Origin of the sequence: Anabaena lutea FACHB-196 (assembly GCF_014698305.1) — a bacterium.
Taxonomy (GTDB): domain Bacteria; phylum Cyanobacteriota; class Cyanobacteriia; order Cyanobacteriales; family Nostocaceae; genus Anabaena; species Anabaena lutea.
Genome location: NZ_JACJST010000037.1, coordinates 22204 through 36939, shown reverse-complemented (window position 1 = coordinate 36939; position 14736 = coordinate 22204). Strand labels below are relative to the sequence as shown.

Here is a 14736-nt window from a genome sequence, read left to right as displayed (position 1 = left end):
TCACCCGTCCGCCACTAAATCCCTAAGGATTCCGTTCGACTTGCATGTGTTAAGCATACCGCCAGCGTTCATCCTGAGCCAGGATCAAACTCTCCGTTTTGTTGTGTCACGAGTTTGTAGCTCTACAATTTTTTTAACTTCCAGACTCTTCTTTCTCTTTCAAGAATCTCTCAGTTTATTCTTTTATGACCAGGTATTATCGTTCTTACTCTTTCAAAGTATTATTTTTTCTCGGTTCAGTTGTTTGGGCGCTTGCCCTCACTCAATCAATATAGCAATCTCTCTTCTTTCTTGTCAAGGGGTTCGATAAACTTTTTTTGGACTTCTGTATATAGATTAGATAGATGAAGATGCAAGCCTTGTCCAGTAAGGGATAATATCATTCATGGGGGGAAGACACAATTACTCATAATCGATAATAATCACCATATATTCCAGAAAAATGGGTTAATGTCTCAATGTTTGAAGCCAAGTCTAGATGTTTCAGGATTATTACAGCTAAATCTGCCATAACCAAAAGTCTGCTTGTGTTTTACTCTAACTTCCATAGCTACAGTTTATTCTTGGTCAACGAAGTACAAAATTTTAATCACTAATCAAGTATCAAGCTGTTTTACTCCTGACTCCTGCCTGACTCCTCTCTGTATGTGAAAAACCACCACCTATGTTATGAGAGGTTTTTTCGGAAATTTAGGCGGTGTCAGAGATGAAAAAATTTTAGGGCGCTGTAGCTGAGAAATCTGGGTTTAGCATTTCCACAACTACATCTTTTAATCTGTTATGTTTACAAATTTGCCAAAATAGATCTGTAGGCTAGAATCACTACGCTTCCAGCATAGCTGTGTTGGATAGGGTAAGGAGTCAAGGTTTGCTGGTTAGAAACAAGTAACAGGAAGGGAGTATGGACAGCAACAACTGGTTGCAACAAATAATGATGCTGGGTATTGGCACAACCTCTTTGGTAGCAGACAAACTCAAGGAAGTAAGCGAGGAACTGGTGAAGGATGGTAAGTTAAATCCTGAACAAGCCAAATCAGTAATGGATAACATTGTAGAGCAATTAAAGTCAGAGCAAGGCAACTGGGACGTGCAAATGCAAAGACAAATGCGAAACATGATGCAAGATTTGGGGGTGGCTCGTCAGTCAGAGGTAGATGAATTACGAGGGAGAATAGACCGTTTAGAGCGTCAAGTGCGAGATTTGGAAAATAAGCTTTGGCGTTAGGAAACTCATTTCTGATTTAAACTGTTTTTTGTGCTGTTGGTAATCTGATTACCGAACTACCTAATATAGGGAGTGCTAATTTTGAAAGGAATTTTACTCAGCGTAGTATTTATGCTGGTATGTGTTGGAGCTTTGATCCTGGCGCAAGTTGGCGAGTCCAAAAATACTGCTACTGCGTCTCAATTGACTCAAACTTTACCAGCAGCTACTACTGTAATTGAAGAAAACAATAATCTCATAGCGAGCAATACTATGTCGGAAGCGAATGTTGTAGCTACCCCCTCTGGACTGAAGTATGTTGAGTTAGCAAAGGGGAAAGAAAAGGGAGCGACTCCTCAAAAAGGACAAACGGTTGTAGTTCATTATGTCGGTACTTTAGAAAATGGTCAGCAGTTTGATAGTTCACGCGATCGCGGCCAACCCTTCGAGTTTAAAATTGGTACCGGACAGGTAATCAAAGGCTGGGATGAAGGACTGAGTACGATGAAAGTAGGCGATCGCCGTCAGCTAATCATCCCTCCAGAGTTAGGTTATGGTGCGCGGGGTGCTGGTGGAGTCATTCCACCTAATGCTACTTTGCTTTTTGATGTAGAATTACTGGGTATTAAGTAATAACTGGGAACTGGGGACTGGTAAAAACTTTTTCCCAATTCCCAATTAATAATTATTTGGTCGAGCTAGATTTTTAAACTTTGTAAATTGCGGATCAAATAAAAGTTTAACTGTACCTGTTGGCCCGTTACGGTGTTTAGCCACTATCACTTCGGCTATTCCTCGATCTGGTGTGTCTGGTGTATAGTATTCATCACGGTATAGCATGATTACTAAATCTGCGTCTTGTTCAATTGAATTGTGAACAATGATATTATTAGCTACAAAATTATGCAAATGAGAAACTGTTAAGTCAAATACTTCTTCTTCTCCATCAGGTATGATTGCCACAATTTCATCCCAATATACATCACTGTTGGCAAGGGCAAGTAACTCACTTGATTCAACAATATTAGCAGCTTTTAATGCTCTTTCTCGACTTAAATTTGCTTTGTACAGTGTAGAACCACAATATGATTTTTTCATGCGATATTGTATTTCTCTGGTTGTCATCCCAATAGTTTGCATTGCAGGTACAACATAAGTTTTCCAAACCTCTTTGGGTATTACATCTCGGTTAGGGTTATGAATGCAATTTTCAAGGTGTTCAGAGATTTCTTGTAATGAACCTAATTTGTATTCTCCTACCGCTCCAATCTTTTGAATAAATAACTCAAGGTCAGGCTTACCAGTAATTGTGACATGATACTGATTTCTACCCTTACCAGGCTGAGGAATCATTTTCAGTCTTGCATTAATGCCCAATCTTAATAAAAGTGCCTGAACATCAAACGCTAGTCTTTCACTGCTACTTGCATAATATGCAATAGGTCTTGGTTTTTTGCCAGCAAGCAACTTTATAGAACCATCTTTACACCAAAGATGCCGCAGAAAGCAAGCTATTAACTCTTGGGGCTGTGAAAACAAGTCTTGAGGCACAAACTTTTCGTAAGACCTTAAACCAAAAACTCCAAGAGAGTCTAGCCATTTGGCTATTGGATTTCTAACACTATGAGTTAAGCGTTGTGCTGCTGGTAAATAAACCTGATACCAACCACGTTCAGGGGAAATTCTAGGAACAATGGCATCTCCAAACAATTCTTTTGCTAAATATGCAACTTTTTCTGCTAAATCTCTCTCCCTGGTAGTGTACTGTATAGCATGACGTGGCAATGTACAACCATCACCTATTAAATGTCCTAATAATGCAACCTCAGCATAAGTCATGGTTTGTTTACCAGAAATAGGTAGATGTCTTGGTAAACATAGATGTTGTTTAGGACTTAACTCATCAAGTCTTTTCCAACCATTAATTGTGAGGAATTTGTGATTACCTGTCGCTCTAATTTTTCTTCCTAATCGAGTTTTCAAGGTAAATACTGGTTTCACACCTGTAGAAAAGGCATTGCTGACAATTGCCCTTTCTAACTTCATTGTGTTTTCATTCAGTCCCCAAACTGCAAAACCAGATTTACATACTAATTCTTTAATTGGGACTTGTAATCCGGTATCTGCCAATGTGACTAGACTATCACCTGTTAAACAACCGGATTCACGTAAATCAGATAACATCGGGCGTTTGTTGGTGCGAGATTCCACGCCTCGACTTAACTGAGATAGAGCTATGATTGGCACAGATAATTCACGGGCTAAACCTTTGAGCGATCGCGTAATTCTGGATAATTCCTGAACCCGATTATCACCACCACCTTCCATTAATTGCAGGTAATCAATCACGATCAATCCCAATTGCATATTTTGTTCTGCTTGAAGTCGTCGCGCTTGACTCCGCATTTGCGTAACTGTTATATTGGCGGTGTCGTCAATAAAAATTGGCATATCGGAAAGATTACCAATTGCACGACTTAAAGGTTCCCACTGGGTTTGACTGATGCGTCCGCTGCGTAAATAACTAGTTTCAATTCCTGCTTCACTGGCTAATAGTCTCTGTACTAGTTGTTCTTTGGACATTTCTAAACTAAAAACAGCGACTGGTAATTTGTAACCAGAGGCGATATTGTGTGCTAAGTTCAGGCAAAATGCCGTATTGTGAACACAAATATCATTAGCAATAAAGTTGTGTGTTTCGGGAATTGTTAAATCATAAACTTGTTTGTTACCAATTGGTTCAATAGAAATGATTTCATCCCAATATACATCACTATTTGCTAATTGCTGAAGTGGTAAATTATCTAAAGCAGTGGCTAAAATCCATAATCTTTCCCGTTTTAATGCCCGCTTACCGACATGGATATTTGTATAGCTTTTAATCCCAGCCCGTTGAGCTAAACTACTCCAAGTTTCGCTACCTTTAGCTAATGCTATCTGTTCCCAAATCTCTACAGGTATTAAGTCACGATTGGTTTGATATCTTTTTTGATATATTGCTTCTGTAACTTTTGCTAATGCTGCTTCTTTGCCAAAAATGCCAATTTCTGCAATGAAGTTTTTGATAGATAAAGCATCAGTAATATCTAATTGCCATGCTGGTCTACGAGTATTATTATATTTTACAGACCGTTTTTTCAAAGCAGCAATAATTCCAAATCTTAATAACAGATGTTGAATTTGTCTTGCTAGTTTTTCGCTGACTGTACAATAACCTAATTGTGATTGACCACTATTAAGTAAAGTAGCCCAACCATAAGTAGCAAAGAGACGATTTAGAAACAATGATAATTGTGATTTTTCTAATTTAAAGACAATTGATGGAATATTCTTAGCATGAGCATTTTTACCCCATAAACCTAATTTTTCTAACCAAATTCTCAAAGAATTTTTACTCGATTTGCTGATACTAGCAAATCCATGAGGTGCAAATTCTTCTAACTCCATTCCCAGAGTTTTACACAATAGCTGAAAAGTGTCATCATTGGGTACGCACTCTCCTTTCTGCCACATAGAAAGTAAAGATGGAGTTACTCCTAGTTCATCGCTCAATTTTTTAGCAGATAATGAACGAGAACTAATAGCAATTTTGAGATTTTCCGCAAAAAGTTGTCTTTGAGTAGCAATAAATTCCAAATCTCCGCGAACACATAATGAAGGTGTCCGTTGTCCTTGGGAATCTTCCCATCTTACTGACAAACCACCAAATTCAGTTACTGCTTGGGAAAACTCTGTTTGCAGTAATGGATTACTGTTTGTAAATCTAGGAGTGCTATTAGTTAAACCACCATCACCAATTAAATATCCTAATAATTTGACTTCACACTCGCGGATAGTTTCTGTACCAAACACATCTATTTTCCGAGGGATGGCAATCTTATTTCCAACTTGGAGATTTTCTAACCTCTGCCAACCTTTAATAGTTAAAAATGGGTGAGTAATTGTAGTTTCAATTGCCCGACCCAAGCGAGTTGTGACTCGGAAAACTGGTTTAATTCCATCATCTACAAATGCAGATGGTTGGGTAAAGGTCAATTTCCAATCATCATTTAATGTTAATAATGAACCTTGCCGTTGCTGATACAATTCTTCAATTGTGGAAATTTGTCCATCTGCTAGGACGATTTCTGAGTCATAACTCAGGCATTTACCCATTGATGGTCTACCAGCGACGATAATTAAATCAGAGCGCTGGAAACCGGTAGTCATAGCATCTAAATCATAAAAACCGCAAGGGATACCTGGTAAAGCGATGCCTTCATGCCGCTTTTCTACTTCTTGAAAGGTATTAATCAGGGTATCAGAAATATGAACTAAACCTGATTGGGGTTTTTCTTGAGTAACGCCAAAAACTTTCTGTTCTGCTTGATCGAGAACGATAGGTAATTCGGTTTCTGTCTCAAAACCAAGATGAACAATTTCATTACCAGCTTTAATTAATTGCCGTCGCAGGTATTTTTCAACTACTAATCCTGCCAATGCATCAATGTTAACTGCTGAAACTGTGCGATCTACTAAAGTTGCTAATTTATTTCTACCACCGATGAGTGTAAGTTTGTCGTTATCAGTTAGCCAGCTGGTAAGGGAAAGTAAGTCTGTGGGTTTACCTTGAGCATGAAGACGCAGCGCTGCTTGATATATTTCTCTGTGAGCGCTAATGTAAAAAGCTTCGGGAACGAGGCGATCGCTAACTCGAGTAATTGCTTCTTGATCTAGTAAAATTCCCCCCAAAATCGCTTCTTCTGCTTCGATGTTTTGGGGTGGGAGGCGATTACTAGCATCACTTTGAAAGTTTAGTTCTTCAGCCATAAGCGATTTTAGATTGTTCGGCAGGGTTTAACAATACACCCTTGTAATCCAAAATCTACGGTTGGAGGCTTTTGAGGCTATTTTAATTCCCATTAATTCCTCTTAATTCCTCGCCTCAACCGCAAAAAAGGATAACCACAGATAACTTATCTGTGGTGACAAAGCAAGCAGTAATTAGTTAGGAACTACTTCAATGTCAATTTGTACTGTTACTTCAGAATGCAGCTTAATTTCAGCTTTGTAAGTACCCAAGTGATTAATATCAGGAATCGTGATACCACGCCGATCTAATTCTTGACCTGTAGCCGCTTGAATTGCTTCGGCGATATCTTGGGTTGTAACTGTACCAAAAATAGCTTCGTTTTCACCAACTTGCTTGGCAATTTTCAAGCTACCAGCTTTTTCTATAGCTGCTTTTTGCTCTTCGGCTTGCGCTCTCAGTTCTAATTGCAACTGACGTTCTTTTTCGCGGCGGCGTTCTACTTGTTTGAGAATACCAGGGGTGGCATGAGTTGCCAATTTTTGGGGGATCAGATAATTACGGGCATAGCCGGGAGCTACGTCAACTAAGTCGCCGGATTTTCCCAGCTTGGTGATATCTTGATTTAAAACTAACTGCACACGTTTCGCCATCTTCTTGCGTTTTTCCTGTAAAATATGATTAATTTGGGTGTTAGTAGGATAGCTCACATGAGTGTAGCTTGACCCCAAGCGACTTTGCCAAAACCCCAAAGCTTACAGATCGTAGCGAAATGCAGGGGGCGATCGCAATACTAAAAAGCCAAAAATATTAAAAACCTGTTGGCATCAAAGAATTCTAGCAGTAAATGACGGTGGTTTGTTAACAAATTATTCTTCACTGCTGACTAATTACTAAAATTTGTCTTTCATTCCGCGAATACACGCAAAAGTTTGAATTGGCTCATTGCTGTTTGCCGCTAATAGCAATGAAGGTTTATCCCAACGTAAAAAAGGATTGGTAAGCTTTTCGATTTCTAATAGTGAGGGAATTGTAGCTTCTTGGCGATCGCGCATAGCCTTGACTTGATCGTAACGTTTTTGTAAATCGGTATTATCGCTATCAACGGTAAGAGCAAATCGCAAATTGCTTAAGGTATATTCGTGGGCGCACCAAACACGAGTATTATCAGGTAAAGCTCGGAGTTTACTTAAGGATTCTACCATTTGGGCTGGTGTCCCTTCAAATAAACGACCACAACCGCCAGCAAACAGAGTGTCACCGCAGAATAATTCTCCTGTCTCTAGCGCTGTTACTGGGGGGAAGTAGTAAGCGATGTGAGCGCGGGTATGTCCGGGAACAAAAAATACTTCAGCAGTGCGATCGCTAAATTGTACGCGATCGCCATCTTGCAAAAATACCTGCTGTCCAGGAATCCTTCCCCGATCTTCAACTCCACCATAAACTACTAATTGGGGGAAGTTTTGCATTAACTGCTGATTAGCGCCCACATGATCTTGATGATGATGTGTGTTAAAAATAGCTACTAACTCAGCTTGCAGTTGTGCTAGTTGCTTTAAAACAGGTTCAGCCTCTGCCGGATCAACAACCGCAGCAATATTTTGCTGTGGATCATGTAGCAAAAATATATAGTTGTCAGAAAGTGCCTCAAGACGAATTACTTGCATTTATTTGTCCTCTACTCAGTAAAATCAAGTGTTAAATTTAACTAATTATCTTGATGCTTACATAACTTCACAGAAAATTGCCAATAATTACCGTTACTTTAAATACAAATGAAAAAATGCCTGGTATAATAATATAAAATCATACCTTCTTGGTTATGCAATACTACCCAGGAGAGTATATACTTATCAATGTTAACCTAGATTCCAACTTTATATATGCGAACTATTTAACACAATTAATATTTAACAAAGATAAACCTTCTAATTGGAATAATTCCAATATGGTCGAACAACTCCACCTTAACGCAATCACCTTTTTCCAAGCTGGCTTTTTTGTGACGGATGGTTCATAGAAGACATTTACCATATTAGCAAAGATATAGATAAAATACTGAATTATTTACAACCGTTAGCAAAAGATCTAGCAAATAGAGCAGTGCTAATTTCCAATATTTACAACCAAATTAACATCATTATGGGAGTTAAATATTCGTCCAGAAGATTGCCAGAATTATCAACATGGTAAAAATGTAAAAATATTTATAAAACTGTTAGTTGCGAGGAATCATAATTAAAAACAGTACTGTTTCGATTATAAATAAATTAAAAATTTTGCACTGAGAAGAGAGAATACCAAAATTGAAAATTTCTATAGTCGTCAGTGATTTATCTAGTGCTGGAGCAGGAAGGTGGGGAGGCGGATCTGTTCGTTCTTTTCTGTTAGCACAAGCCTTGCAAAAACTTAATCATCAAGTCGAAATATTAGGATTTATATTTGGACAAGAAGCAGCCGTAATTCCTAAATCAGAAACTATGGTTACTCACCTTCAGGGCTATAACTACCCAAAATTCCTGAAATCAGCTTCTCAGCTTTTGAAAAAAATTGATGGGGATATTATTTATGCTATGAGGCCAAAACCGACAACTTTTGGTTTAGCATTACTGCAAAAATTAAAAACTAATCAACCTATAGTTTTAGATATAGACGACTGGGAATTAAGTTGGTATGGTGGTGAAAAATGGCAATATAGTGTATCCCCAAAGCAGCTTTATCGGGACATTTTTAAACCGGATGGGGCTTTGAGACAGCCAGATAATCCGTTTTATTTAAAAATGATGGAAGGAATGACTCACAAAGCAAACGCTATTACAATTCATACTAAATTTTTACAAGAGCGATTTGGTGGCGTATATTTACCAAATGGAAAAGATACGGAACTCTTTAATCCCAATCACTATAATCCAGAAAAAAGTAGAATCGACTATGGACTATCAGGGTATAGAATTTTAATGTTTCCTGGCGCACCTAGACCATATAAAGGTGTCGAAGACGTGTTAATGGCACTCGAACTTCTTAATGAACCAGATTTAAAACTCGTGATTGTAGGTGGAAGCCCTTATGATGACTATGATGCTCAACTCTCAGAAAAATGGGGACGTTGGATTATAAAACTACCAAAATATCCAGCTACAGAAATGCCTAAAATTGTGGCAGCAGCCCACGTAATCGTTGTTCCACAAAGAAATACAAACGCAGCTTTAGCTCAATTTCCCCTCAAGTTAACAGATGGAATGGCAATGGCTAAACCCGTTTTAGCAACACGTGTAGGAGACATTCCCGAAATTTTAGATGAAACTGGTTATTTAGTTGATCCTGAAGCGCCAGTACAAATTGCAGAAAAGATTAAATTGATATTTGAGAATTTAGATGCAGCTAACCAGCGTGCGCTCAAAGCAAGAGACAGATGTGTCGCCAAATATAGTATCGATTCTATGTCTTCTGTACTTGAGTCAGTTATTGCTAATTTATAAATAGAGATGAGAAAAAATTAATAAAGGAATTCCGAACTAGGATTATTTTTGTTAAAAATAACTGTATTTTCCATATAATCACACCCAATGTCTACCAGAAAACTACTACTAAGATTTGCCAAACCTTATCCAAGGTTAATTGTATTAACAATATTATTAGGATTTTCTGGAGCTTTATTTAATGGTATTAGCACAGCGCTAATTGTGCCAGTAATTTTAAGAATAGTAGGACAAGAAGTAGACTTTCAAGGCGCTCCCGGTATTCTTAAAGCCATCATGAATCCGTTTAACAATGTGCCAGAAAATTACCAAATTGGATTTATGGCAGGGGCGATAATAGGCACAATTGCTTTAAAGAATTTAGCTTCTTATACTAGTTCCTTGACATCAAGTTCTTTGAACCGGAGGATCACTTCGGATATGCGAGAAGCTGGACTCAGTATATTAATAAATGTAGACGTTGATTATTATACTAAAACCAAAGTAGGCGATTTAATTAATCGCTTAGGCGGAGAAATGGGTCGTGCTTCTACGGCCATAGGTAATACAATCAGGTTAACTACCCTATCAATTACTATTTTAGTTTTCGTTGGTTTATTATTGTCAATTTCTTGGCAACTAACAATTGCCGCAACGGCTTTAATGTCGGTAGTAACCTTGCTGAATCAACATCTCATTTCTCGTTCTAAAAAGTTTGGTAAACAACTTAGTGAGATGTCCAAGGCATATTCAATCGCCATACTAGAAACTCTGAGCGGAATTAGGTTAGTTAAATCAACAGGTAATGAAACTAGAGAATATAACCGCATTAAAAATTTAATTAGAACTCGTGAAAAAGCAGATTTTCAAGCTCAAATTAATTCAGAAGCAATAGCTCCCCTCAGCGAATTCATGGGAGTTACCTGCTTAGTGATGATTGTTTTTTTAAGTAGAACTTTATTTGCTGATAAAATTACTGCCCTTTCTACCGTACTGCTGACATATTTATTAGTGCTGTTGCGATTGCTACCACTAATTTCTCAATTAAATACACTTCGGAGCAACTTTGCCAGCATTTCTACCAGTGTCACCATAGTTAGTGAATTTTTAAGGCTAGAAAATAAACCGTTTATGGGTAACGGTAAACTTCCCTACAAAACATTACGCCAAGGAATTGAATTTAAATCAATATCTTTTGCCTATACTAGCAATGAAAAACAGGTACTCAAAGATGTAAATTTATATTTACCTTGTGGTACAACTTTAGCATTGGTAGGCGGTTCTGGGGCTGGAAAATCCACCTTGGCAGACCTTTTGCCAAGATTTTATGATCCGACAAGTGGCTGTATTACCTTTGATGGCATAGATTTGCGAGAGTTGGATTTAACCTCTGTGCGAAAACATATGGGAATAGTTAGTCAAGACACGTTTCTTTTTAATGATTCGGTGCGAAATAACATTGCCTATGCTAAACCAGAAGCAACGGAAGCAGAAATTATCACAGCGACAAAGCGGGCTAATGCCTATGAATTTATTAGCAAATTACCCCAACAATTTGATACCCTAATAGGCGATCGAGGCGTGATGTTATCAGGTGGGCAAAGGCAAAGATTAGCGATCGCACGGGCATTGGTTCAAGACCCAGAAATTCTAATTTTAGATGAAGCTACTAGTGCCTTAGATACTGTTTCGGAACGCTTGGTACAATCTGCTCTTGATGAACTGAGTCATAATCGCACCACCTTAGTAATTGCTCATCGACTTTCAACAGTTCGCAAAGCTGATCAAATTGCCGTCTTGGAGCAAGGCTCAGTAGTAGAGGTAGGAACTCATGAACAACTACTCAAAAAAGGGGGCTACTATTCACGCCTATACTCTATGCAATTTGCCAGTAAATCTGACACTCCCGAAAAACGGAATCAGAGCTTGCTCCGCATATCTTACGAAATTCGCACACAACTAAACTCAATGATTGGGTTGCTAGGTTTGTTACTTGATGATCTAGTAGATGATTCGCAAGAGCGCCAAGAGTTACTTGAACAATCCTACAAATCTGCCTGGAGAATCCTCAATACCGTTGATGTTTTCGATGATGTAATTAATCGACAAATCAAAGGAGAATTAGTATCTATTGCCGAACAAAATCACAGCAACATTACTACGTATTATCAAAATTTTAGTTATATGTTTGATGAATTTCGCTCCTGCCTAAATCCTATATTTGGGAGTCTCCGCACACTAGCCGATAACTTGACAGATTCAACCGAAGGACAAAATGAATTACTTACAGAAGCATATGAATCCGCTATTTATCTTCTTGGTAATTTAGAAAAATTTGAAGATAGCATTAAACTTTGAAACTATTAATGATTCTAAGAAGATATGAGTTTTCTCTGCTTTAACTATTGAATAACTACAACTACAAGTAAAAATCATTAACAATGACATGATTAAAACTATCGGTATGATTAGCAGCTATCGCGCCTTAGAATCAAGGGCAGATTGGCTGTGGCAACAAACACCGCATCCCTTTGGTGTCTGGGGAAATATACAAATGCAAGCACTGGCAGAAAAACCAGATTTCCTGCTTATGTATCAGTTTGATTTTCCTAAACCATCACCTCCTCTATCGTTATTAGAACGGTTACGGAAACGGCAGCAAAAACCAGAGTTAAATATTCATAATTTATTACGTGGTGTCAATAAAGAGCAGATTATTTATTTGTTAAGAGAACCACCTTTAGAGGAAATTGTAGAAATCAACCAGCATAATTATCAAAAAGCTCAGAATTATTGTGGCTATATTTCTGGGCCTGATGATTTTGCTCCTACTCCTAATTATATGCCAGCAATTTGGTATCATTCCAATTCATTTAAGGATTTGAATGAAATGCCATGTCCACAAAAAGTAGCTACCTGTAGTTGGATTACCTCAGGAATTAATCGCACAGCCAACCATCGTCAGCGTTTAGACTTTTTGCAATCTTTACAATCTAGCGGGCTGCAAGTTGATTTCTATGGACGTGGTTTACAAAAATGGGTAAAAACATCAGGAGAACTTGGTAATAAATGGTATGGAATGGCACCGTATTACTATAATCTAGCAATTGAAAACTATGCTAGTAATTATTGGTATGTGAGTGAGAAACTTTGGGATAGTTTACTAGCTTGGTGTTTACCTATTTACTATGGTGGAACAGCGGCAGATAAACTATTACCCACAGGTAGTTTTTTAAGATTGCCTAGCTTAGATGAAAAAGGTATTGCTTATATCCAAGAAGTAATTTCCACCCCTGATGCATGGTATGCTGCTAAAGATGCAATTGCTGAAGCCAGACAAATTATCTTACACAAACTAAATCTGCTCAATTGGTTATCAAACTTCGTTGCTCAATACTCATAAATATATGAAAGGTATTTGCACCCTTGGCAATGATTACGTTTTCGATCAACTGGTAGCTCTGCTCAACAGTATAGATGTTTTCTTGGGATCAGAAATTCCAGTTTGTATCTATCCCTTTGATGAAAAAATCCAGCGGATAACTGAGGAAATAGCCAAACGTCCCAATGTATTTATTTACGATAATCAACAATCAATTCAACGTTGGGATCAATTCATGCTAGAGGCTAGTCCAGCAAGTATGACTCGCAAATACAGAATTTATGGTGGACATCGACGATTTTGTGCCTTTGATGAACCCTTTGATAAATTTGTTTATCTAGATGCTGATACCTTAGTGATGGATTCACTAGATTTAGTGTTTCAAAAACTAGATGAATATGATTGCATAGTCTATGATTTTCAATTTAAACAGCCAGATAAAGTTTATAATATTGGCTCCCCAAAATTATTTGAAGTTTTTGATCAAAACCGTTTAGAAACAGAAATATTCTGTTCTGGATTTTACGCATCTAAAAAAGGTCTATTTGATGAAAACAGAATAGCGAAACTCTTATCTTATCTACGTGCAGGTGAAAGAGAAATTCTTTATCCTAGAGGTGATCAACCAGTTATTAACTATATGTTTATGAGGTCTGGTCTAAAAATTTGTAATTTAGCTCATTACTTACCCAGCGAGCAAGTTACAGGTTCCACAGTCACATCCAAACACTTTGAAGAGAAGGAAAGAATATTGTATGACAAAGGTAATCGCTTAACCTACTTACATTATATTGGCATCACACCCAAGATTAGTCAAGCCGTATGTGCAGGCGAAAATATTGAATTTCCCTATAGAGATTTATTTCTTTACTATCGCTATCTGCATGAACCAGATAAACGCCCATTTTTCAAAAATCCTCCTCGTTCTTATAACGCCTCACCACCAGGTTTGCTAACTAAAGCATTACAAAAATTAAAATTATTTAGAGGATAACTATATGAGTCGGGGAATTTATATTGTTGCTAACGACCACGTAATTGAAAATGCTATTGCCTTACTCAATAGTATTCGTCACTATGACCAGGAAGTCACGGTTTATCTCATTCCTTTTAATGATAAATACCATAAAGTCGCTGAAACATTGGCTAAGTTACACAAGGTCAAAATTTTCCCTGACTTAGAATTAATTGAAAAATTTACACAACGCATAGGTGAAATTTTTGATCGAGATTTCCTAGCTTTACCCAATAAAATGCGGAAATTGGTGGCATGGTTTGGACCTCTAGATGAATTTATTTATATTGATACGGATATTGTCGTCTTTGAAAAAATCTCCAACGACTTAGACAAACTGGCTGAGGTAGATTTCTTCTGTTGTGATTATCATCATGCTAATGACAAACTTAGAAATATTTTTTCTCCTCTTGTAAAAGAGCAACAAATTTTTACAGACATTCAACTAGAAGATGTTTTCAATAGTGGTTTCTGGGGTTCAAGAAAAGGTGTTATTAGCTATGAACAAATGGATAAGACTTTGCAAGAATGTGCTACACATCGTGAATACTTTGATTTTTCTGAAGGAGTCACAGACCAACCTGTTTTAAATTATCTTATTCTTAAGTTAATTGCTAAACGTGGTAATCTCGTCAAAATTCCCGGCGGTGGACCGGGTAGTTGGGGTGGTTCCCGTAATTTTCAAGAACAAGATTATGTACTTTATGATAAAGGAAAACGACTAAAATATTTGCATTGGGCTGGTATAAAAATGAAGCCTGGTAGTCCTTATTGGCAATTGTGGCAACATTATCGCTATCTACATGAGGGCCAATTCGCCTTTATTCCTAAACTAACTCGTCGCTTATTTCCTTTTATTGCTCACCGCATTTAATATTGAGGAGCTAT

General features: G+C 37.6%; 10 protein-coding genes and 1 rRNA gene. 7 read left to right on the top strand and 4 right to left on the bottom strand.

The window, feature by feature from the left end; translation table 11 throughout:
• Window positions 1–100 (bottom strand): 16S ribosomal RNA (locus H6G59_RS25390); the annotation flags it as partial.
• An 801-nt stretch (window positions 101–901) separates the two neighbouring features.
• Between H6G59_RS25390 and H6G59_RS25385 the strand changes: the two genes are divergently transcribed.
• Both H6G59_RS25385 and H6G59_RS25380 read left to right on the top strand, forming a co-directional pair.
• Window positions 902–1225, top strand: coding sequence for a phasin family protein (locus H6G59_RS25385; RefSeq protein WP_190720328.1), 324 nt, complete (start codon window positions 902–904; stop codon window positions 1223–1225).
• Window positions 1226–1306: 81 nt separating this feature from the next.
• Entirely contained in the window at window positions 1307–1837 is a 531-nt protein-coding gene (locus H6G59_RS25380) for an FKBP-type peptidyl-prolyl cis-trans isomerase (RefSeq protein ID WP_190720325.1), read from the top strand.
• Between the two features lie 45 nt (window positions 1838–1882).
• On the opposite strand, the gene H6G59_RS25375 is transcribed toward H6G59_RS25380, so the two are convergent.
• The 3 genes from H6G59_RS25375 to gloB form a co-directional block, all read right to left on the bottom strand.
• On the bottom strand, window positions 1883–6013 hold the full coding sequence (locus H6G59_RS25375; protein ID WP_190720322.1) for a replicative DNA helicase: 4131 nt from the start codon (window positions 6011–6013) through the stop codon (window positions 1883–1885).
• Between the two features lie 174 nt (window positions 6014–6187).
• A complete protein-coding gene (rplI, locus tag H6G59_RS25370; RefSeq protein WP_190720319.1) occupies window positions 6188–6646 on the bottom strand; it encodes a 50S ribosomal protein L9 in 459 nt (152 codons plus the stop codon).
• Window positions 6647–6886: 240 nt separating this feature from the next.
• Window positions 6887–7660, bottom strand: a complete 774-nt coding sequence (gene gloB / locus H6G59_RS25365; RefSeq protein WP_190720316.1) for a hydroxyacylglutathione hydrolase — start codon at window positions 7658–7660, stop codon at window positions 6887–6889.
• A gap of 639 nt (window positions 7661–8299) precedes the next feature.
• Here gloB and H6G59_RS25360 point away from each other — a divergent pair.
• The 5 genes from H6G59_RS25360 to H6G59_RS25340 all read left to right on the top strand — a co-directional run bounded on the left by H6G59_RS25360 (window position 8300) and on the right by H6G59_RS25340 (window position 14722).
• A complete protein-coding gene (locus H6G59_RS25360; RefSeq protein WP_190720313.1) occupies window positions 8300–9472 on the top strand; it encodes a glycosyltransferase family 4 protein in 1173 nt (390 codons plus the stop codon).
• A gap of 87 nt (window positions 9473–9559) precedes the next feature.
• Window positions 9560–11809, top strand: coding sequence for an ABC transporter ATP-binding protein (locus H6G59_RS25355; protein WP_190720310.1), 2250 nt, complete (start codon window positions 9560–9562; stop codon window positions 11807–11809).
• A gap of 88 nt (window positions 11810–11897) precedes the next feature.
• Window positions 11898–12854, top strand: a complete 957-nt coding sequence (locus tag H6G59_RS25350; protein WP_190720307.1) for a glycosyltransferase family 10 domain-containing protein — start codon at window positions 11898–11900, stop codon at window positions 12852–12854.
• Between the two features lie 4 nt (window positions 12855–12858).
• The gene (locus tag H6G59_RS25345; protein WP_190720305.1) at window positions 12859–13827 is read left to right on the top strand and encodes an Npun_R2821/Npun_R2822 family protein; all 969 of its coding nucleotides are present in this window, start codon (window positions 12859–12861) and stop codon (window positions 13825–13827) included.
• A gap of 4 nt (window positions 13828–13831) precedes the next feature.
• Window positions 13832–14722: an Npun_R2821/Npun_R2822 family protein gene (locus H6G59_RS25340; protein ID WP_190720302.1), complete on the top strand. Its 891-nt coding sequence runs from the start codon at window positions 13832–13834 to the stop codon at window positions 14720–14722.
• Window positions 14723–14736: the final 14 nt, after the last annotated feature.